The 21,192-nt window shown below is 55.6% G+C and carries 14 protein-coding genes and 1 riboswitch; of the genes, 7 read left to right on the forward strand and 7 right to left on the reverse strand.

Annotated elements, in window-relative coordinates; translation table 11 throughout:
* Positions 1-77: 77 nt before the first annotated feature.
* The 3 genes from KI236_RS03325 to KI236_RS03335 all read left to right on the forward strand — a co-directional run bounded on the left by KI236_RS03325 (position 78) and on the right by KI236_RS03335 (position 2,421).
* Positions 78-890 (forward strand): transporter substrate-binding domain-containing protein, encoded by an 813-nt coding sequence (locus tag KI236_RS03325; protein WP_212819308.1) that lies wholly within the window; start codon positions 78-80, stop codon positions 888-890.
* Between the two features lie 97 nt (positions 891-987).
* Positions 988-1,638, forward strand: a complete 651-nt coding sequence (locus KI236_RS03330; protein WP_212819310.1) for an amino acid ABC transporter permease — start codon at positions 988-990, stop codon at positions 1,636-1,638.
* Between the two features lie 12 nt (positions 1,639-1,650).
* Positions 1,651-2,421, forward strand: a complete 771-nt coding sequence (locus tag KI236_RS03335; RefSeq protein ID WP_329958964.1) for an amino acid ABC transporter ATP-binding protein — start codon at positions 1,651-1,653, stop codon at positions 2,419-2,421.
* A 317-nt stretch (positions 2,422-2,738) separates the two neighbouring features.
* On the opposite strand, the gene KI236_RS03340 is transcribed toward KI236_RS03335, so the two are convergent.
* The 6 genes from KI236_RS03340 to KI236_RS03365 all read right to left on the reverse strand — a co-directional run bounded on the left by KI236_RS03340 (position 2,739) and on the right by KI236_RS03365 (position 16,898).
* The gene (locus KI236_RS03340) at positions 2,739-4,226 is read right to left on the reverse strand and encodes a DUF3794 and LysM peptidoglycan-binding domain-containing protein (protein WP_212819312.1); all 1,488 of its coding nucleotides are present in this window, start codon (positions 4,224-4,226) and stop codon (positions 2,739-2,741) included.
* 145 nt (positions 4,227-4,371) lie between these two features.
* On the reverse strand, positions 4,372-4,524 hold the full coding sequence (locus KI236_RS03345; RefSeq protein ID WP_212819314.1) for a hypothetical protein: 153 nt from the start codon (positions 4,522-4,524) through the stop codon (positions 4,372-4,374).
* 186 nt (positions 4,525-4,710) lie between these two features.
* Positions 4,711-14,463 (reverse strand): beta strand repeat-containing protein, encoded by a 9,753-nt coding sequence (locus tag KI236_RS03350; RefSeq protein WP_212819316.1) that lies wholly within the window; start codon positions 14,461-14,463, stop codon positions 4,711-4,713.
* Positions 14,464-14,494: 31 nt separating this feature from the next.
* Positions 14,495-15,427 (reverse strand): hypothetical protein, encoded by a 933-nt coding sequence (locus tag KI236_RS03355; protein WP_212819318.1) that lies wholly within the window; start codon positions 15,425-15,427, stop codon positions 14,495-14,497.
* Between the two features lie 4 nt (positions 15,428-15,431).
* Positions 15,432-16,130, reverse strand: coding sequence for a hypothetical protein (locus KI236_RS03360; RefSeq protein WP_212819320.1), 699 nt, complete (start codon positions 16,128-16,130; stop codon positions 15,432-15,434).
* A 6-nt stretch (positions 16,131-16,136) separates the two neighbouring features.
* A complete protein-coding gene (locus KI236_RS03365; protein WP_212819322.1) occupies positions 16,137-16,898 on the reverse strand; it encodes a hypothetical protein in 762 nt (253 codons plus the stop codon).
* Positions 16,899-16,968: 70 nt separating this feature from the next.
* A riboswitch (cyclic di-GMP riboswitch) is annotated at positions 16,969-17,049 on the reverse strand.
* A gap of 239 nt (positions 17,050-17,288) precedes the next feature.
* Here KI236_RS03365 and KI236_RS03370 point away from each other — a divergent pair.
* The 4 genes from KI236_RS03370 (at position 17,289) to KI236_RS03380 (ending at position 20,012) form a co-directional block, all read left to right on the forward strand.
* Entirely contained in the window at positions 17,289-18,257 is a 969-nt protein-coding gene (locus KI236_RS03370; RefSeq protein WP_212819324.1) for an XdhC family protein, read from the forward strand.
* A 179-nt stretch (positions 18,258-18,436) separates the two neighbouring features.
* Positions 18,437-19,066: a redox-sensing transcriptional repressor Rex gene (locus tag KI236_RS03375; RefSeq protein ID WP_212819326.1), complete on the forward strand. Its 630-nt coding sequence runs from the start codon at positions 18,437-18,439 to the stop codon at positions 19,064-19,066.
* A 77-nt stretch (positions 19,067-19,143) separates the two neighbouring features.
* The gene (locus KI236_RS12215; RefSeq protein ID WP_268978123.1) at positions 19,144-19,266 is read left to right on the forward strand and encodes a hypothetical protein; all 123 of its coding nucleotides are present in this window, start codon (positions 19,144-19,146) and stop codon (positions 19,264-19,266) included.
* Positions 19,267-19,394: 128 nt separating this feature from the next.
* On the forward strand, positions 19,395-20,012 hold the full coding sequence (locus tag KI236_RS03380) for an NUDIX hydrolase (RefSeq protein WP_212819328.1): 618 nt from the start codon (positions 19,395-19,397) through the stop codon (positions 20,010-20,012).
* On the opposite strand, the gene KI236_RS03385 is transcribed toward KI236_RS03380, so the two are convergent.
* Positions 19,987-21,093: a YkvI family membrane protein gene (locus tag KI236_RS03385; RefSeq protein ID WP_212819330.1), complete on the reverse strand. Its 1,107-nt coding sequence runs from the start codon at positions 21,091-21,093 to the stop codon at positions 19,987-19,989. The two genes, KI236_RS03380 and KI236_RS03385, sit on opposite strands and share 26 nt — an antisense overlap.
* Positions 21,094-21,192: the final 99 nt, after the last annotated feature.

Here is a 21,192-nt window from a genome sequence, read left to right on the forward strand (position 1 = left end):
AAGTGGTAGTATGATAGTGCAATAAGAAATCGGTCGGATGCACCGGCCCCATAAAAAGAAAAAAGGAGAACGAATCAATGAAAAACCTGAAGAAAGCTCTGTGCCTGCTGCTGGCAGTGCTGATGACCGTTTCCCTCCTGGCCGCCTGCGGCAAGAAGAACGATGACAACGCCGACGGCAAGAAAGTCTTTACCGTTGGCATCGATGCCGAGTATCCCCCCTTCAGCTATCTGGGCGATGACGGCAGCTACACCGGCTTCGACATTGAGGTAGCCCAGGCCGCCTGCGACCTGCTGGGTTGGGAGATGAAGGTCTTCCCCGTCAACTGGGATCAGAAGCTGACGCAGCTGGATGCTAAAGAGTGCGATTGCATCTGGTCCGGCATGACCATCCTCGACAGCATGAAGGAAGCCGGCTACACCCTCTCCGCCCCCTACTATGACAACACTCAGGTCATCATGGTCAAGGAAGGCAGCGACATCAAATCCTCTGCCGATCTGGCCGGTAAGGTCGTAGCCGTGCAGCTGGGCACCTCCGGTGACACCCTGCTCAGCGAGGGCGGTGATCTGGAGTCCCTGACCGCCACCTTTAAGTCCCTGATCCGCAGCGATAGCTTCCTCAAGTGCTTCACTGAGCTGAGCGGCGGCGCCGTGGATGCCGTCATCGTGGATAAGCCTGTTGCTACCGCCTATGCCGATAAGAACGCCGGCTTCACCATCCTCTCCGAGGAGCTGGGCGCCGAGCAGTACGGCATCGCCTTCCGCGCCGATGATAAGGAGCTGTGCGCCTCCATCGAGGGTGCCGTCAAGACTCTGGTGGATAACGGCACCTATGCCAAGATTGCCGAGAAGTATCCCGACATCGTCAACAACCTGCTGTTCCTGAACTAATAGGGTCCATCCCCTTGAAAAAGTAAAATCTACGCACCTCCCGGAGGCTCCCAAGGGGCTTCCGGGAGCGCGCGCCTAAAAAAATGAGGAGAAACCAATGACATTATCCACCATGATCCTGAAAATGAGCGAGGGTCTCGGCAATACCTGTGCCATTTTCTTTCTGACCCTGCTGTTTTCCCTGCCCCTGGGCATGATTTTCGCCCTTCTGCGCATGAGTAAGAGCAAGGCCGTGTCCTCTGTGATGCGCTTTATCATCTCCGTTCTGCGCGGCACGCCCCTGATGCTCCAGCTTTTGGCGGTCACCTATGGCCCGCACTATCTGTTTCCGGACATGGGCGTGGCCCGAAATAAGCTCATTCCCGTGGTCATCGCCTTTGCCATTAACTACGCCGCCTACTTCGCGGAAATTTACCGCGGCGGCATCGAGTCCATGCCCGTGGGGCAGTACGAGGCCGCCGGGGTCCTGGGCTATACCAAGGTTCAGACCTTTATGCGTATCATTTTGCCCCAAGTGGTCAAGCGCATTATGCCCAGCATCACCAACGAGGTGGTCACCCTGGTGAAGGACACCTCTATTGCCTTCTGCGTGTCCTATGAGGAGCTGTTCACCATCGGCAAGCAGATTGCCAACTCCCAGACCAGCTTCATGCCCTTCCTTATCGCAGGTGTGTTCTACTTCCTGTTCAACGGCATCGTGGATGTGGTCATGGGCCGCATCGAAAAACACATGGATTATTATCAATAAGGGGGCGCGGATATGAATATTTTGGAAATCAAAAATGTAAAAAAGAGCTTTAATGACTCCACGCTCCATGTCCTCAAGGACATCAGTCTCACCGTAGCCCAGGGCGAGGTGGTGGCCATCATCGGCCCCTCCGGCAGCGGAAAGTCCACCCTCCTGCGCTGCGCCACCCTACTTACGAAGATGGACAGCGGTGACCTGCTCTATTCCGGAGACTATGCCGCCAAAACCAATGAGCAGGGCGTGTCCGTCTATGCCGACAAGCAGCAGCTCAAGAAAATCCGCAGCCGCTTTGGTTTGGTTTTTCAAAACTTCAACCTCTTCCCCCACTTCTCCGTGCTGAAGAACCTCACCGACGCGCCCATTCAGGTGCTGGGCCGCAGTAAAGAGGAGGCGGAAAAGAAAGCCATGGCTTTGCTGGAAAAGATGGGCCTGGCGGATAAGGCCGATGCCTATCCCTGTCAGCTCTCCGGCGGTCAGCAGCAGCGGGTGGCCATTGCCCGAGCCCTGGCTATGGAGCCGGAAATTCTCTTCTTCGATGAGCCCACCTCCGCCTTGGACCCGGAGCTGACCGGTGAGATTCTCAAGGTCATACGCCAGTTGGCCGAAGAGCACATGACCATGGTTATCGTCACCCACGAAATGAGCTTTGCTCGGGATGTGGCAGACCGCGTCATCTTCATGGACGGCGGCGTCATCGTGGAGCAGGGCGACCCCAAGGAGGTCATCTCCAACCCCAAGGAGGAGCGCACCCGTCAATTTCTCTCCCGCTTTGCCCAAAACTGATTCATTCTTTCTTCTTTTTTCCATACCCCACGCCCGGCAGAAATCCCCGCCGGACGTGGGCTTTTTTATAACCAACCGTAGGGCGGGGTACCCTCACCCCGCCGCCCGGAATTGTACCGCACTGCTTATAAAAGGTGTCATTGCAAGACCGATTCGCAAACGGGTCTCGCAATCCGCGACCCACGTCCTCAAAAGCCTCCCCTGCGTAAGGTGCGATGCCGGAAGGGTCCTCTCCGCGTCATGCACTCCACCCCCATTTCCCTCACACGCAAAAACGGGCGGGGTCCACCCCGCCCGTCCTAATATGTAATCGATTCCTACTTTCGCAGCACCGGAATCAGCAGCATTCCCTCCGGCAAGCTGTCATCCTCCATGTGATTGTACTGCCGTATGGCTTCTTCGCTGCTGCCGTGCTGCTTGGCCATGTCCCACAGGCATTCACCGCACTTTGCCCGCCGCAGCACCAAAGAAGGCCTTGTCTCTTGGCTTTCCTCGGACTCCTTCACCGCCGTCACGGTTCGCAGCTCTGTTTCTTCCCCGGTCAGGCCGTAAAAGCATACCGGCACACGCACCTGGCAGGTCCCCGCGCTTCCCCGCAGCTCTGCAATGCCGCAGGAAAGCCATGCCGCGTCTGGGGTAGCCTCCACTGTAGTGCTCAATTCCCGGCTCCGCTCTGCCGTAACCGGTGCGCCGCTTTCGTCCTGGTAGAGAATTCGCATACGCACGGTAGTGGAAAGCTCTGTTCGCCCCCCGTCACACCGGGCAATGACTCCGCCGCAGTCAAAGGCCGTCACATAGGCAAACAGTGTCCCCCCTCCGGATTCAAGAAGCTCCTCCGCCCATTCCCGGGCACACACCGGGCTGCAGCGCCGGCTAAAGCGTACCGTCTCCGTCTCCGCTGTCAGAGCCTGACAGGTGCTATACAGGTCCGTTACATAGGAAATCTCCCGCTTCTGGTAGGCAAACACCCGGAAGGTGATCCGTGCCGTTAGACCCATGCGGCAGCCGCCCTCGCTGCGCACCAGCCGCAGGTCCCACTCTGCCGTCTCTGCCTCCACCTGCCAGGTGCCGTTCTCCACTGCGGTAAAGCCATCCAATATTTGGGAAAATGGCACCGTCTGCACCGTTTCCCGGAGCTTTCTGTCCGCCAGGCGCAGCATAGCCGACACGCACAGCTCTCCCTTCACCGCCAGCTTACTGCCGATCTGCTGGCAGCCGGTGATGCTGGGAACCATCCGGCTCAGAAGAATTTCCTCCACCTGGTCTGCCCCGCCGTCAAATTCCTGGGCCGTGGTGCAGCTTCTTTCCTCCGCCGCCGCCAGCAGGCAAAGCTCCTGCCCTCTTTTTCGCACCTGCAAGCCTTTTCCCCGGGCCTCACAGCAGAATCGGAGCTGCTTCTGCCCGAAGCCCAGGACCGTCAGCTCCGGGATCACACGCAGGTAGAGCCTTCGCCCGGTGATGGGTTTCGCCTCACATAAAAGCAGCCGGCTATGTACCTGCAGCATTTGGCACTCTCGCAGCTTAGGGTCGCTGAGCTCACAGGTAAAGGGTACCGCCACCGTCACGCTTTGCAGCCCCTCCGTCTCCTCAGAGAGATAAAGCACCGTCACCCGGGCTTCGCCCCGGACTATTCCCTCCGATGCCTGCTTTTCCCGCACCAAGAGTTGTCCCGCAGCCTCCAGTATCCTTGACGCCGTGGCGCAGTAGTCAGGCAGAGTTGTCTCCGTTGTCTCCTCGTGGGTCGTTACCGCCTTGGCCAGTAAGTCATAGCAAGAGATCTGCTCAAAATTCAGTTCCGTGTCCACTTCAATCACCCTCTCATATTGTGTCCTGTAAGCATTCTATGAGAGGGCGGTTTCCTCTATTCCTTTCCGCAGAATAAGCAGCGCAGAATGCCCCGCAAAAATGCCGGCGCTTTCCAAACGATGATGCGCATTTTCTTCCCTCCCTTCACTGCCGCAAGCAGCACAGCCCGCAGGCGATCAACAAAAATGCCACAATAAACATCAGGCATCCCACCGGAAAAATGGCGGCAATGAGGATGCCCACACCCAGGGCCAGCGCACAAATGCCCACGCCCCGCCCGCAATTCCACCGTCTCATAATAACCCTCCTCTACTGCAATATACGCACCTTTGCGTCCCGGTGTTCCGCCCGGATCCATTGCCGCGCCATAGGCATGACGCAAAAAAGTGCCGTCTCGGGATCACTCCCGAGACGACACTTTTTCATTGGGGTGCAGAAGGTATTTATCCCCTGTCTATTTAGGGGCACTCTGCGCCTATGCCTTTATGCGCCGATCTGGTTATCAATGTCGCACAGCAGGAACACGAAGTAGCTCTCCGCTGAATACGCCACGGGCCTACCGTTAGCGTCCAGGCCCGTCACCTTCGCCATAAGGCGATAATTGGACAGGATACCCTGGTAGTCCGTTTTCATTTGTTTCAGCACATAGTCCAGATTTACAGACAGCGTGTACTGCCCCGTTGCCTTCCAGTCCGTCGTCAGAGGCAGCACTGTTCTTCCGTCGACATCCACCGTTCCGAGGGTCCCCAGCAGATTTTTTTTGCTGTAAACATGCTTCCCGGAATCGGCATCATACTGCTTCTGATAGAGGAAAAACTCCACCTTGGCCGACTTAATATTCTCCCGATCCGTCACCGGCACGGCGCTGAAATCCGCCACCAGATCAAACAGAATTTTACCGCTGTCGGTGCTGTCTTTCACGCCGCCCATGTTGATAGCCTGGCTTTTACGGTCCACCGGGATCACCGTCAGCTTCACCGGCACAGCCGTTTTTGCCGTAAAACTGAGCGCTTGCCCCTCTATTTTGCTGCCGTTGGTGTAGTGAGCCCGATCGCTGGAGATGTAGAATTCATCCTGCAGCGTATAAAGGCCGCCATCGGCAAATACCCCGCTAAAATCCGCAGGCGACACCTCCGAGAAGTCCAGCGTAAGTACAAAATCATCCGTCAGGCTGTCGCCTGGGGCCAAGGACACTATGTTATCCAGCTCATAGCGCACCGTAGAGGTAGGCGTTGTGACGCGAGTAGCCAGCAAAGTCTTACCGTCCTTGCCCGTCAGGAGCGCCTTTGTCCCGGCAGGCAGAGAAACAGCCTTATTGCTCGCATCCATGATCCTAAACACATGGGTCCCGTAGATGTCCCGGTCATGCATGGCAGAGATATAGTTGCTGGGGAAATTCACCTGCACATGGGCATTCACCACCAGCTCCTTACCAACCACATTGGAAAAGGTCGTGGCAGGCGTTTCCAGTTTCATTTTGCCTGTGGCCTTGCCCCACACATTCACGGAGCATGCTTCCTTATGATCCCGAACAATGATGTTCTTGTCATTTTCCGCCACCGTAGCCCGCAGTGTGTACTGCATCAGCGACTCTGCCGTCTGAGGAATCACCATCAGGAGATACCGCTCCACATGGCCGTAGTTCGCATCCTTGCACAGGTGGTCTTTCTTTCCAAGCAGATTCTTCACCACCTCCGGCAAGAGCTTCACGGTAAAGGGTTCTCCTGCCTCACTCTGAAAGCTGCTGAAGTCCAATGTGTAGGTGTCTTTATCAGCGGTGTAGTAGTAGCTCTTATATCCATAGGCCCCGGGGCTATTCAGATCCACCAGCACGAATTTGGTCCCGGCGGTAAAGGCGTTCTTCTTGTCGCTGGAGCTGCCATCCGGGGTGCCGGACTCGATCCGCTTGTCAAAATTGAAGTTTTCGATCTTCTTAGCCGTGTCATTATACGCATACTCCACATACAGGGAGTATTTACTGCCGGCAGACACATTAATGAAGTTCTTCGGAGCCGTCAGGAAAGAGCTGAGCTGGTATACCTCGCCCTCCAAAGCGGATATATTGGACGTGTATTCCAAAATCTGCGGGTAATATACCACCACATTCATGGAGTAGGTCTGTGTGGGGACGGCACTGGACTGGAAAGTCAGTGTCAGCACCGTCAGGGACTTATTCTCCGACTCCAGATCATCGTACTTACCGGCGGTGAACTTCTGCCCGTCATACAGCACGCTCCCGTCCCCTTTTGCCTGCGGGGAAAGGGTACCGTCGTTTCCGAGGGTATAGCGGTCCGCCTGAACCGTAAGCGTATAGGCACTTCCCATAGCGCCGAACCCGCCGCCTGTAAGCAGATTCAGGAAAGAGGACATGGTCTGCTGGGTAGCCCCGTTGATGGAAAGCACGGGGAGGTCTGTATTCTGCGTGATTCTCAGCTTATCCGCTGTCAGGACAGACAGGGTTTTTATGCCCGTATCCTCCAGCTTCACGGTCTTGTCCTTCCAGGCCGCCCAGCCTTCCAGGTTGGCATTGAGATAGTCGGGCGTGGCACTGCCCTGCGTCTTAGTCACCGCGTCGCCGTTGAGCTTGCCCGCCGTCACAGGTGTTACGCCATGATCCGCCAGCGCCTGCGCCGGGGTGTAAGCCGTGTTGTTTTTGTCGAAATGCTCCGTCTCAAACACCGACGGCGCACCGTACCCGGCAAAGATCACCGTGGCCTTTCCGCTGCTCTCTGTAACAAACCTTTCCTGCTGATTGATATTTGTTCCGGCCTCGCTACTGAAAGCAAGGATATTAGCTGTCCCGGTATTCTTGTACCCGATCAATCCGACACTCTTGTAATCCGTCCCAGTCACACCGGAGGGCTTCGTGGTCGTCATCTTCAATATATCGGCAATCGTTTTCGCAGAACCGGTAAAGGCCATGTCATTGTTCTTCATCAGGATATTGCAGCCGTTCAGCACTCCTTTTTCGCTGATGGTATCCACGATGCCGCCTGCCTCTTTTTTATCTTTAAACCCGCTGCGGAGCATATTGTCCGCAAAATACAGGCCATCCAGCGACACAGGCTTCCCGACCGTGTTGAAGATTCCGGCCAGCGAGCTATTCGTCGATTGTATGTAATTGCCGAATACCTTTATGTTCTGTAGAGAAGTGGATGCGCCATTAAAGCCCCGAAGAACACCGGCCGCCCTACTCCCCGCAATGATGCAGTTGGAAACCTCTGCGTCTGTCACATCCACGGAAATCTGGTTCACATGCCCCAAAAGTCCGCTGGCAAACACATCGCCGCCTGAATTCTTGGTCGCCAAAATATACACCGGAGCAGACGCACTGCCGGACACCTTTACCCTCTTTGCAACGACAGCATTTGCGCTGTCGCCTTGCTCATGCCACGGGATCAGTCCCGCCGAGCAGGAGCGACCCATGATGTAAAGGGGATGATTCGTTGTCTGAACGCTGAGATTCGTGAAGCTGTAATTTGCTCCGCGCTTACCCTCGCCCACAACGCCGCCGCCATTGTTGTAGCCCAATATCGCTGTGGGTGCCGTGTCGGACTTTACCACGCAATTCGTGTATGTATTAGCCTGTGCGGTTACGCCCACAAATCCGCCCGCATTTCCGGCAGCATCCGTGCTGCTGCTGAGGGCATAGGCCAGCGCATTCTTCGTCCCGTCAGAGATACCGCTCACATCCACGGTCGATGTCGTATACTCCGTGGGATAGGTGTTCCCATTGTACCCGGAGCAGGACACCACCTCCGCCCCGTCCAGGGTGCAATTGCTAAAGGTCACGCTGGCCCTGCTTGTCCCAATAAAGCCGCCGGCGTTTCCGTTATACGAAGAGCTCGTCGTTTTTTTTGATACAAACTGCACGCTCGAGCCGCTGACCGACGAATCTGTAACCGAAATAGTCCCGTTCATAATACAGCCGATCAATCCACCCGTAGCCGCATTGTAAGTATCGTTGTTTGCGTCAGAGAATTCAGATACCTTTGTCTGGACCTGTGCATTCGTCACTTTCACATTGGAAAGCTGCGTGTTGCTGCCCGCCCGAAGGAAAGCGTACACCGCCCCGGTGCTCTGCAAGCCTTCCAGCTTCACACTGTCTATAACACATCCATTTACAGAAGAACCATTTTGATTGTGCTCACTGGCGACAAGACCACCGGCCCAACCGGGAGAGTGGATAGTCAAATCTTTCAGCGCCACATCCGTGAATTTTGCTCCACCGGAATAGCCCAAAAAGCCGCCCAAGCAGAACAGCGTTTCCTTATTATTGCTTCCATCCAGCTTCAACCAGTGGCTCATTTTCTTCGTCAGCTCTGTGTTATTGGCAATGTCATATACAGAAAGGGAAATTGTGCCGCTCACAGTTATATTAGAGATCAAGACCGGTCCACCGCCGGTGGGCTCCATCACCAAGGCCATATTGTGAACAGAGTCGGGCTCATATTTGCTGCTCGCCTGATAGCAATACTGTTTCAAAGACGCATTGAGTTTGACCAAAGTCCCAGTGGCTGCTCCATGTACCTCCAGCACATTGTAGCACTCCGTACCTAAATAGGGGCTGCCAAGTCCACGAAAGGCATTGCCGAACTGGCTCATATCATATTCTGCGCCTGTCAGGGTCGCGGTAATTTTCCCTTTTCTGCTTATCCCGGTTCCCGCCGGAATACCGAAATACCTCCGAATCAGGTTATCCCCGTCCGTCCGCGCATCCTCGGCATAGCGCCCGGCGGTAATGGTCACATCCGGGTGGTTCGTCTCACCCACATACGCATAATTCCCACTGCGGGATAATACATCTGCGCCATACGACAGTGAGTTCGTCTCGTCCGACAGGGCCCCACTGTACATGGAGTACCCCAGCATCATCAGGTCCGCCGCATTATCCAGCGTGAACGCGCCGCCCTGATCTCCCTGCGCTGTGAATGTCCCGGTGGTCTGCTTCGCCGCAATATAGGCGATGGAGGCATACTTCGGTGTATTTTTATATTCCTGATCATCCGAGATAGCATAGCCGCAGAACGCCTTGCCCACATAGGGCGCATAGTAAAAATACTGGGAATTCTCCGCAGTCTCGACCTTGTCAACGCCCGGGCCCAGGCTCCGCACCGTGACACCGCCGCCGGAAATCAAGCCCACATAGCCGCCGAAAACCGAGGTCTTATGCCCCGCCGTCAGGGAATTCACACGGACGGTCACATGGTCCAGCACATTGTCTCCGCCGACGATCCAGCCGATAGCGCCGCCGAAATGCGCCACACTCGTGGCAGCCCGCTTAGTCGAAAAGGCTCGGCTGGTCGGGCTGTCCCAGCTGCTAAAGCTCCCCGACAGTCCTACTTTTTCATAGCTCAGCTCCAGCCCGTACACCGCGCAGCCGTTGGCCACATTGATAAATCCACAGTAGCCCGTGTTGCCCACATTCGTGTTATCCGGCAGCTTAATAACGGTCCCATTGCCCGCAATGACCCCGTGGAAGGGATATTGCTCCGTTCCGATGCCCGTAAACTCGCTTGAGAGCTCCATAGGCGCAGAAATCTTGTAATACGCTCCCCGCAGATACTCCCGCAGCGTCTCCGCCTTCAGGGTCTTCGTCCCGCTCATCAGCTTGCCCGAGGCCGATGCGGTGTATACATCACAGTCGGTATAGTCCAAGGCGGTGCCGCTGGCCTTGGGATAGTTGATGATCCACTCCGACTGGAACGAGTACGAATCGATCATACTCACCAGCTTCGTCAGTTCCTCCAGCTGTGCGGCTCTTTCGATAATATAAGGATGCTCGTATGTGCCCCAACCAATGTCAAAATTCACACTCTTGCGGTTTACCCGCAGGCTGGTGCCGCCGTCCATGGTGGTAAGCACATAGGGCATATATCCGTTGGAAAACGCCGTGTTCGTGCCGCCATGTTGGGTCGGTTGCGTATTGGGGTCCACCAATATCTCCTGGTCGTAATACTCGTACTGCTTGGGGTTGGTAGAAATTTCCGTACCGTAGGTCACGGCGTTCTTGTGTCCGCCGTCCCAGTCCTCCGCCAGGTTGAAGTTATAGATGTATGCGCCCGTGCCGTTCACGCAGTTAATAGCCTCAAAGTAGCTGGCCTTGGTGAAGATGGACTTCCCTTTCTCCGCCGCAAAAACGATGTTTTTGAAAGTCACGGAGATGTTGGAGGAGGCCGTACTATTGTTTTCCTTAGCCACGCCGCCCCTGCCGATCAGCGCACTGGCCGCCTTAGCCGTGTAAGCGGTCGTCTTATTGACCTCCTCATAAGTGCCCTGTGTATACTGAGAAACGGAGGTCAGGGCTCCGGTGACATTGCTGCCAATGGTGTCTATCAGCAGCGGCGTGGCCGCGCCGTCCACCGTCAGCCCGTCAAAGAACACCTTTTCCACCTTGAAATTGGCGTCCGCCGTCACAGTGGCGGTCCGATTGCCCACCACCTTACCGCAGATGAACGCGCCGGAGCTACTGCTGTTATTGTTGTTTACCGGGAAAATTTTCCCGCTCAGGGTAATATTCGTAAGCGAAGCGGTGATACTTTCGTTTGTGGCGATCACATCGGACAAAATACCGCTCTGAATGCCGAACATCTGCCCTGTCTGGGGCAGGCCCGCCACAGTATAGCCAAAGGTCAGCTTCTTCCCGCTGAAGTCAAAGGTCACCCCCTCCTTCTTCGTGGGATAGAAGGAGTAATTGGTCATGTCGATGTCCTTGTCGGCCCCGGTGATGTCTGTGATGGCCGCGGGAAAGCTCTTCTCCCGCACATAGTCCGGCAGCGCCCCCTGCACATAGTCGTACACATGCCAGTAGATCACATCCGCCGGAGTCTTAGCTGTTGTGCTGGGCGTATAATCTCCGTCTGTATAATCCAGCTTGGCGATGTTGAAATAATATCTCGTATTGCTGTTTTGCCGGGCGGAGATCATGCTATACCAGCCGCTGGTGTCAGGAATTCTACCTATATCTGCATCCTCAGTTATCCCCGTCTCCACCGTCACCAGTCCGCCGGTGGCAGCAACGCCCATAGACGCACGGGAAGCAATATTCTTTCCCACAAACAGATCAAATCCGTCCGCCTTAACGGTCTGGAACCCCGACGGGTCGCAGTTGACCACAACAAACGCCTGGGTGCCCTCGGCCACCAAAATGCCCTTGGTTTCGCCTTTTGATGTAAAGGTAGAGCCATTTACAGAGAAGCCGCTATTTACCGTCAGCTTGCCGTCCAGGTCGTAAATAAGTCCGCCCACGGACGCATTGCCGCTGCTGACCGTACCCTGCCAGGCCCCATCCAGCACCAGCTTGCACTTCTGCACCGTGTGACCGATCAGGCCCCCGGCAGAGGCGCTGGACGCAGAGGTCACAGACGCATTGACCGCCTTGGTACCGGTCATGTCCACATTGATGTAGTTGTTGCATATCAGGTCGCCGAAGCACCCGCCCACATGAGCGTTGGTCGCATTCACATTTTGGGTAATTGACGCGCTGATTGTGTTGCCCGTAAACGCAATGTCCTTACTGGTATTGGTGCTCACTTTGCCCACCATACCCCCAAGATAAACGGCCTCAATGCCATAGCTCCCATTCAGCAAGCTGATCTTCGCTGTGGTAGTGCTGTCTGTGATGCTGATAGCAGTATTACTTTGGATGGAACCTAAAAAACCACCTATATAAATGCTCATGCGCGTGAAACCCTTACCTTTATCCAAGGTAATATTCAGATTCGTCGTGCAGTTTTGGATGGTGATAGAATTTCCCGAAACATACCCCCCAAAGCCACCGAGGAAAAAGCCCTTCGGCGCATCTGCATAGTGCATCACTTCACCGTCCACGGTGAGATTTTCCACCGACGCACCGGCTATTGCGGAAAAAGCGCCCATCCAGCAGCGATTATTGACCGAATTGACCGAAGAAATATCCGCCAGTACACCCACATTGGCAGATTCCGCTCCTTGCGTCCGGGCACTCTCACCGATAGAGAGGGTCAGCGTATGACCACCGCCCACTATCTTGCCGGAGAAAACGGTATAGGGATCATTGGATGGCGTAAACTGCTCCACGCCGCTGCCCCGCAGGTCAATATCCCCCGTTAGGGTAATGGTGACAGACGAAGAAAGCAGATTTTTATATTGATTGCCCTGAATGCCCTTTACCCCGCTGACCGCGCCGTGGGTGTGCAGCGTCAGGGCCAGCTTAGCCGCATCCGCCGCCGAGCTCAAGGTAATATTGGTCGAAAAAGTCAAAGGATTCTGCACAGACACTGTATGACTTGCGGCATCAAAGTTGAGAATATGCAGCTTATCATTGCGCAGAATCTGCCCGTAGTTGCCCACATCGTTGCTGGCAAGTGTCCCGGTGCGGGCAAAGGTGTAGTCGGTATCTGCGTACAGCAGCGATTGGTTCTGGGTGCGCACGATATGTCCGGAGCTGGCAGAGCTGTCCGTGATAGCCCCGGCCAGGCGCAGCACCGTCCCGACTCCGGTGGCGGAAACCAGAACCGATGCCTGCCCATTATTCGTATATGTGATGCGGCCTACATCCACAAGCGCTTTATCCGCAGCCTGCCCCACCAGGTCGCCGACGCCCGCCTGCAAAGCGGCGTTCATGGTGTTATTCAGCGTGAGGTTGTCCAGCTTGCAGTAAGCCCCCTGCTTCACGCAGCCCACAGCGCCGCCCAGGGAGCCGGAGAAGCCGCCGCTCGCAAAGGTATTCGTCACCGTCATGCCCCCGCCTACCGTCACAACGGAGTTAGCCTTCACCGTGCCGATAACGCCGCCATAACTGCCCGCCGTCAGGGAATTAAATGTAAAGGCAGAAGCCTTGCCATTTGTAAGCGTCACAGCATTTTTACCCGAAATCAGGCCGAAATAGCCGCCCACACTGTGGTCTGCCGCGCCGGTTCCGTTGAAGGTGGCGCCGGTCACGGTCACATCGGTGAAGTTCGCCGCTTTCTCGGCGGTAAAGCTGCCTATAAAGCCGCCTATATTACCACTTTTGTCAAATGTGTTCCCGGACAGGACAAAGCTGCCCACCGGAGCCGCCGTGGCCTGTCCCACCGCGCCCCCCAGCATCGGCAGGGTAGCCGCCGAAGTAAAGGTGCTGCCTGAAACGGTGCAGGTTTTCCCCGTTTCCACGGTGATCTTGCCGTCGGATTTGCCCGCTACGCCGCCTACATACGCGCCCGTAGCTGTAAAGGCGTTCACCGTTACACTCTTAGCAAAATTAACTGTTCCCGTATTCGCGTTCACGCCCACCAGGCCTGCGGCGTAGTCAGCCGCCGCCGTAGCGCTGCCTGTATAGGTGCTTTCGCTGCTCACGGTGAAAGTGCCCTTGTTTTCGCCCACCAGCAGACCGGCATTACCCGCACCGGCACTGGAAACCAGGATATTCAGGTTCCCTGTGGTCACGGAAACCGACGCATCTTTCTCAATCATGCCAAACAGACCGCCTGCGCTGCCGCCGGCCGTCTCCAAGGCGTACTGGGCTCCGTCCTTGAAGCAGGGACTCAGATCCACGGCGCAAGTGCCACTGCCCGTGACCTTACCCGCCACCAAGCCCGCCGTCTTATTCCCTTGCACTACACCCTTTACGCTTCCGTCACTCTGCACCTCTCTGGCCGCAAAGCGGAATGCGCTGATATCCAGGGCATGGCTATCCTTTGTAATGGTGAGCGTATCGCACAAAGCAAAGGGCGCATTAATATCCGCACACAAGTCAATTTTATCAGTTTCTTTGGTAATAGACGCCTCATTGGACAGATTGTTAAACAGCACATTCCACCCACTAATCTTCAGGTAGGTCGATCCGGGCACTTTGGCCATATAAATTTTGCCCTTAAAGGGATGTTCGTCGTTGCCGATACCGTAAAAACTTTTCTCCAAATCCCCCGCATCTACCGTCAATTCCCAAGTATCACTTGCAAAAATTTGGAAGGTATATCCCTCCAGGCTATTCGACTGAGACACTCGGGCCAGCGTAACGAAGCCCTGAGCCCCGGTAATGCCGAATTCCTTATCCCCATTGCGGGTAATACCCCCATAGGAGCCGTTGTCAGCAAGGTTCAAAATTTTGCTTGCATCCAGAGCATATCCGGCCGGTATCTCCGCCGCATAGGCCCGGCTCCACCAAGTCAAAGCGATCACCACCACCGCCGCCAAAGCTGTGAAAAGGCATACGGCGGACCGCACCGACAGTACGCCCGCTCTCCCCTTTTTATTTGTTTGCAATCTACTTTTCATACACATTCACCTGTTGTCTGTATGTGTGTCCTTATGGCAGCTGCTGCCACTTTACAAAGCTCTCCAGATCCGTCCAGTTATAGCTATTGTTCTTCCAGGGATTGTTCTTCTCATCTTCTATCCCCTGCACCCGCATGAAGGAGAGCCGGCCATAGTAGTCCGTCTCCTGGGGAATATAGATATATTTGTCGAATCCGTCCGTTGGATTTTCCACATTCCGCGCCTTGAAATCATTATGCTCCATCAGCGTCAGCCGGTCCGACCGCCACAGCACCCGCAAAACACCGTTCTTCGGCGGCTCACCTACCATGGAGATTCCATAGATAAACGCTGCGTAGTCCTCTATATCCACATTTCCTTCGGTTTTTTCAAACCCGCAGTCCACATGGAAGCCCTCTGACCGGGACGGCACGATGCACGCCCCCAGCATCCGGCTGGCCATATATCGGGGCGTATCAGGCACAGCCACCATCAGCAACTTAGGGAAGGTAGTCAGGTCTTCGTTTGCATTGGCGTTAAACTGCACCGTTATGGCCAGCTCCGAGGCCTTTTTTCCCTTGAGTGTGGCGGTAAATATCGGTGTATCATGGGTCGTGCTGTTCACCGTCTTACCCGTCGTAGTACCATAGGAAATGGTATAGGCCCGCCCGGTATCGTCCTTGTCCAGCCAGGCATACACGGAGAAGGTCACATCAAAGTCGTTATACTCCCCCGTAGAGCGGTCATAGTTATAAAAGCTGATGCTCTTGGCCGCCATACCCTGGGGCCGCACCACATTTTTATCCGCCTCCTCAAACCTGGAAACGCTGCTGAGCACATCGCTGGAAAAGGAGTGCTTCCGATTCACGAACACATCCTTAAAGTTGCCCTTGCCATAGTAGGCTGCCAGCACCAGCGTGGCCGACAATGCCAGCACCAGCACCGCCCATAGGGCCGCAGGGAGCTTCTTTTTTCTTAGTCTCATGCCGTCACGCCCCCCTCTTGGTGCCGCCCTGGGTCACGATGTACACCACATCCGTCTCTTTCTCCAGCTCCGCCTCGGAGATATTCTCCTTCCAGGTCACCTGCAGCACATAAAAGCGGTAGGCTTCCGTGTCGTTGAGCTTGGCATAGATGTCTGTTCCCTTGGCAGTATAATCCTTAAACTCGTCGCTGTATGTCTTATATACGCCCCGGTTCAGGTGCGTCTGGTCCTGCGTTTCATCGTCTACTCTATCCTTGGTATATTTGACCGTTGCTTTCCAGCTCGCATCCGAAGTGGTATAGTTAAAATAGCAGTCCTGCCCTTCCAAAGTCCGCTTCTCGTACTCGCTGCCTTTGGCCGCATCGGTGATGTTCTGCACCGGGTACAGGTTAATGACCATGCCGATGTTCTCCGTGTAGATCACGCCCAAATCAAAGTCCTTCACCGCCCCCTCATAGGCCGGAGCCACGCAGAACAGGGCGTTATAGGTCTTATTGATCTGCAGGCCGTCCAGATCGAAGGAGGTCATCTCCCGCAGATTGTCGTCCTTGATGTAAATGATGGGTGGCATTTCAATTTCCAAGTCCCCCGACCGGCTTCGGTTGGCCAGCGCAAACCAGGCAACGGCGGAGATCATCAGCACCCCCGCCATCACCAAGATCAGTAGCATTTTCTGTGAAATTTTCCGTTTCCCGGCTTGCATCGTCTTTTACTCCTCCTGCACGGTCAGGTCAAAGCACATATGCCGCAGCGTGGTGCCGATGATGTAGTCGGCCTTGTTGTAGCCGTCCCCGGACTTTTCGCCGCTTTCAAACATCTCTGACAGGTGTTCCTTGCTGCCGTAATATGCTGCAATATCCGCCCGGTCTTTCTCGGCAATGAGCGCGCCGCTCGCAAAAATATCGCTGTACCAGGGCACCCACACCCAGTACACCGTCACCGCCTGCTCCTGCGCAGTGGCTTTCACCTGCTCCGACTGCCCACCGGGTATCCACCCGGAGTAAGTACCGTCCGTATTTTTCTCCCGGAAGAACAGCAGATGTGCGTTGATGTGCTGCAAGGCCTCCTTCTGCATAGCCTCCGTTGTATCGGCGTAGAACCCTTTGTTCTTCGTATCGCCCGGAAAGAATTCGTTGTTCGTCACCGTCAGCACATAAGAGAAGGAAAAGTCCGCCCTGTCCGGATTGTACACATAAAAGGTGAAGCTCCCGGATTCCCCGGGCCGAATGCGTGTCAGGTTCGCACCGCCGAAGTGCTTCATATCAGCGGAGGGCTGCATCACGGCGATATTCGTCCCGTCGCTGACGGCTCGTATTTCCAGGCTTCCCTTGGCCGACACGCTCATGCCGGTGGCAGACGCCCCAACGCTGTTTGTAAACCAGCTAAAGCCGACACTAGCTGCGAAAATGGCAAAGGCGATCATGGCCGCTGCCAGCAGCAGGCCCACAAAGGCCGATGTTTTCTTTGACACAGGCGTCCCTCCTTTCCCCGTAGGCCGCACCGGTTTTTCTAAAAAAGACAAAACGCCGCAATATCCAGGATATTGCAGCGTGGCTGACTTTTCGAAAAAAGTCCCGATAGCTTTGCGTCACCGCCTCACGACGGTTTTGCCTAAATCATTCAGTTGAATCACCCCGTATGCTCGCCCCCTGGGTCAGCTCCGGCTATGGTAATTCGGTTTTGCCTGAAAATTGTAACACATTTCCATCCCTCTGTCAATGCTTTGTTCCCTATCGCAGCAGAATAATACTTTTTTCCTATTTCCTCCGCAGCTCACAGAGCTGCGTATTGCATTTTTCAGAATAACGGCGTAAAATGAAGCAAAATAGATTTCCCGAAAACATACAAAGGAGAATCGACCATGCAATCTATCTTTGCCAAGCTCCTCTATGAAATGGAAAAGCATCACGACACCGTCCTGGTCACCATCATCCGCGAGTCCGGCTCCACCCCTCGGGGGGAGGGCGCTCAGATGCTGGTAGGGGCACAGGGTCCTCTGAGCGGCACCATAGGCGGCGGGAATGTGGAAAATCTGTCCATTCTTCACGCCCGGGATCTAATCGCCCAACGCTGCAGTGACCTCCATGAATACCCGCTCCATCGCAGCGATACCGAGGACATCGGCATGGTCTGCGGTGGGGATGTCACGGCCCTATTCACCTTCATTCCCGGCACGGACGCCGCCTGGGCCGCCCTGGCCGCCGACCTGCTGCAGCATATTGCAGACCGCCGACCCGGTTACCTGGCTCTGCCCTTGGATGGCACGGTTGGCTTTCTTACGGACGATCCGGAAAAGGAAAGCTCCTTCACCATGCCTCTTTCCATAGGGGAGCGGGCCATACTTTTTGGTGCGGGTCACTGTTCCCTGGCCCTGACCCCGGTGCTGCGTTCCGTGGGCTTCCGCGTCACGGTGTTCGACGACCGGCCCGAACTGGTCACCCCAGAGCGTTTCCCTGCCGCCGAGCGCCTGATCTGCGGCGATTTCAGCCACATAGACCGCTACCTGAGCTGCAGCGCCGAGGACTATATCGTGGTGATGACCAGCGGCCACACCCATGACTTTATCGTCCAGGAGCAGATTCTCCGCCGAGACTTCGCCTATGTGGGCGTCATCGGCTCCCGGGCTAAAACCGCCTCCGTCAATGCCCGCCTCCGGGCCGCCGGAGTCCAGGAGACCGCCATTGCCAGTGTTCACACCCCCGTGGGCATAGCCATCAAGGCCGTCACCCCGGAGGAGATCGCCGTCTCCATCGCCGGCGAAATGATCTGTGAGCGTGCTCTGCGCCGGGAAAAAGACGGCCCCCGGCACCACGGCTGCCCCATGCACTGAGCAACGGCTGCACTAAAAATGGGGTTGGCCATTCCCGGTCCTAATGCACACCCAACATACTTATTTTAAATAATCTTATAGTTTTTTTTAAAAACATTGTTAAAAAAGTTGACAACTCATGTTTTCTGCGGTAAACTATTTCCTGAAATTAACGCCAATGAAAAGGACCGATCCTATACATGAAAAAGCAAAAAGTCTCCGACGCTGTCATCCACCGTCTCCCCCGTTACTACCGCTATTTAGACGACCTGTATAACAAGGGCGTTGTGCGCATCTCCTCCAACTCCCTGGGCAGCAAAATGGATATCACCGCCTCCCAGATCCGCCAGGATTTGAGCTGCTTCGGTGAGTTCGGTCAGCAGGGCTATGGCTACAATGTGGCCGAGCTTCGCTCCGAGATCGGGCATATCCTGGGCATCGACAAGGGCCACCGCCTTATCATCATCGGCGTAGGCCATTTGGGCCACGCTCTGCTGCAGAACTTCGACTTTGAAAAGGTCGGCTTCCATGTGGACACCGCCTTTGATGTCTCCCCCGACCTCATCGGCACCAGCATCCATGCTGTCACCATCCGCTCCATGGACGAGCTGGAGCAGTATATTGTCGACTATCGGCCCGATGTGGCGGTGCTTACCGTTCCCCAGCATGTGGCCCAGCCCATGGCCAGCCGCCTTATCGACCTGGGTATCAAGGGCTTTTGGAACTTCACCAATGTGGAGCTGAGCACGGATAAGCCCGATGTTTTCTTCGAGGATGTTCACTTTGTGGACACGCTCCTGACCCTAAGCTATCGCATTTCCCGACCCTGACGCACCTTTCCTCCCGCCGCGCATACTATGGATTGAGGCCAGCGACATGGCCGTAAATTTCATAGGGAGGTCACATTATGTGCAATCAGGGGAATAGCTGCTGGATCATCATCTGCGTCATCATCCTGTTCCTGTTCTGCGGCAACGGCTGCGGCTGCGGCTGCAACAACAACCAGAACGGCTGCGGCTGCGGCTGCTGACCGGCGAAACTCCACAGCTAAATAGCTAAATAGCTGAATTATCCCCTCATCCGTTACGGGTGAGGGGATTTCTTTCTTTTAAGTCCGTGCAAAATATGCTATACTTTCAGAAAATGGAGGGCTCGCCTATGGACATACACACACTCAAATCCTATTACAGCCATCATACCCCTACCCTGCAGGATGCCTCCGGTGCCTACGCCGTACTTGTTCCCCTGCTGGAGAAGGAGGATGGGCTTCACCTGCTCTACGAGGTCCGCGCTTCCTCCCTGCACCATCACCGCAGTGAGGTCTGCTTCCCCGGCGGACATATGGAGCCGGGAGAAACGCCCGCCCAGTGCGCCCTGCGGGAAACCAGCGAGGAGCTGGGCATCCCGCCGCACCGGATACAGCTTTTTGGCCCGGCGGACTTTCTCTACCTGCGCTCCGAGGCCCTCATGTACCCGGTGGTGGGTCTGCTTCCTCCCCGGTGCGAGGAAAATCTGACCCTGAATCCTCCGGAGGTCAGCACGGTTTTCACCGTGCCCGTCGCCTGGCTCCTGGAAAATCCCCCTCAGCTTTTCCGCTATCCGCTCCGCCCGGAGGTCGGGACGGATTTTCCCTACGATGCGGTACACACCCCGGCAGACTACGCCTGGGCCCCCGGCAGCATGGAGGTGCCCGTATACCGGGGCCTCCCCTATCCTCTCTGGGGCTTGACCGCCCGGATTACAAGGAAATTTATTGAGGTCTATCAGTCTCTGTAATGTTCTTTACTTTTACAACCTTTTTCCGCCGCAAGCACTGTGCATAGTGGATGCAGATACACACGATAATGCCGATGCCGATGTAGCCGAACACCGGGAACACCGTTCCCACCAGGTTGCCGAAGCCTGCCAGACTGGCCGCCCACACCAGCACCATCAGCACCGCCATGGTGCTCTTTCGGTGTGTATTCAGCACACGAATGTTGCTGTTCATGTACTCCATAAAGGCCACCAACGACGCCAGCGCATTGCTGAACATTCCGAATAGCAGCAGCATCCCGTACACGATGCCCAGAGCCGGGTTCAGCCGGGAGGCCAGGGCCACCATGGGCATCTGGGCCGCCGTGGCGTCCAGGTAGCCCGAGAGCGATGTCAGTACGCTCCCGGCCACCACCGCCAACAGCAGCCCGCCCAGGGCGATGCCGAAAATCGCGGTCTTTCTCCCCTTCAGATACTTTCCCAGGGGCGCCATAATGCCGATGGCCCCCAGCAGATTATAGGCCACATAGGTCAGCGCCGCCACGAACCAGGTGGGCATCAAGGGGTTATTATGCGCCTGCTCCGGCAGGGTCAATATCCCCTCCGTGCCGAACTCCACCCAGCTCATCACCGCGAAGCCCAGGGTAGCAATGACGATAATGGGCACCAGGGCGGAAAACACCTTCATCATGCCCGAAACGCCCAGCAGGGCCACCACGCCCAGCAGTACCACGAACACAGCCGACGCCAAAGCCGACGGCACGGACAAAAGCTGCTCCATGGCCGCGCCTACCCCGGCGGTCATGATGATGACCACACCCAGAAGGAATACATTCAGGATTACCCCGGAGAGCCGCCGCAGAATCGGCACATTCCACGGAATCATGACCTCCTCCACATTTTCCAGCCCCGAAAGCTGCAAAAGCCGCATCATCACAATGCCGAAAGCCACCAGCAGCCCGCAGGCTATCAGCAGCCCCACATATCCCTTCACACCGAATTCGCCGAAAAACTGCCATAACTCTTGGCCGGACACAAACCCGGCCCCCAAGAAACATCCCGCATAGGCCGTGGCCAGTGGGATGATTTTTATTTCCTTCATCTCTCTGCTCCTTAAACAAATTTTAACAGACATTGTATACTATAACAAAGCATTTCTCTTTCGTCAACCCACCTGCCCCGACACTTTCTTGACATATTT

Source organism: Vescimonas fastidiosa, assembly GCF_018326305.1.
Taxonomy (GTDB): domain Bacteria; phylum Bacillota; class Clostridia; order Oscillospirales; family Oscillospiraceae; genus Vescimonas; species Vescimonas fastidiosa.

Bases quoted from the DNA above. Each gene is read 5' to 3' on its own strand.
- KI236_RS03325 (WP_212819308.1), top strand. From the start codon at position 78: ATGAAAAACCTGAAGAAAGCTCTGTGCCTGCTGCTGGCAGTGCTGATG.
- KI236_RS03330 (WP_212819310.1), top strand. From the start codon at position 988: ATGACATTATCCACCATGATCCTGAAAATGAGCGAGGGTCTCGGCAAT.
- KI236_RS03335 (WP_329958964.1), top strand. From the start codon at position 1,651: ATGAATATTTTGGAAATCAAAAATGTAAAAAAGAGCTTTAATGACTCC.
- KI236_RS03345 (WP_212819314.1), bottom strand. From the start codon at position 4,524: ATGAGACGGTGGAATTGCGGGCGGGGCGTGGGCATTTGTGCGCTGGCC.
- KI236_RS03350 (WP_212819316.1), bottom strand. From the start codon at position 14,463: ATGAAAAGTAGATTGCAAACAAATAAAAAGGGGAGAGCGGGCGTACTG.
- KI236_RS03355 (WP_212819318.1), bottom strand. From the start codon at position 15,427: ATGAGACTAAGAAAAAAGAAGCTCCCTGCGGCCCTATGGGCGGTGCTG.
- KI236_RS03360 (WP_212819320.1), bottom strand. From the start codon at position 16,130: ATGCAAGCCGGGAAACGGAAAATTTCACAGAAAATGCTACTGATCTTG.
- KI236_RS03370 (WP_212819324.1), top strand. From the start codon at position 17,289: ATGCAATCTATCTTTGCCAAGCTCCTCTATGAAATGGAAAAGCATCAC.
- KI236_RS03375 (WP_212819326.1), top strand. From the start codon at position 18,437: ATGAAAAAGCAAAAAGTCTCCGACGCTGTCATCCACCGTCTCCCCCGT.
- KI236_RS12215 (WP_268978123.1), top strand. From the start codon at position 19,144: ATGTGCAATCAGGGGAATAGCTGCTGGATCATCATCTGCGTCATCATC.
- KI236_RS03380 (WP_212819328.1), top strand. From the start codon at position 19,395: ATGGACATACACACACTCAAATCCTATTACAGCCATCATACCCCTACC.
- KI236_RS03385 (WP_212819330.1), bottom strand. From the start codon at position 21,093: ATGAAGGAAATAAAAATCATCCCACTGGCCACGGCCTATGCGGGATGT.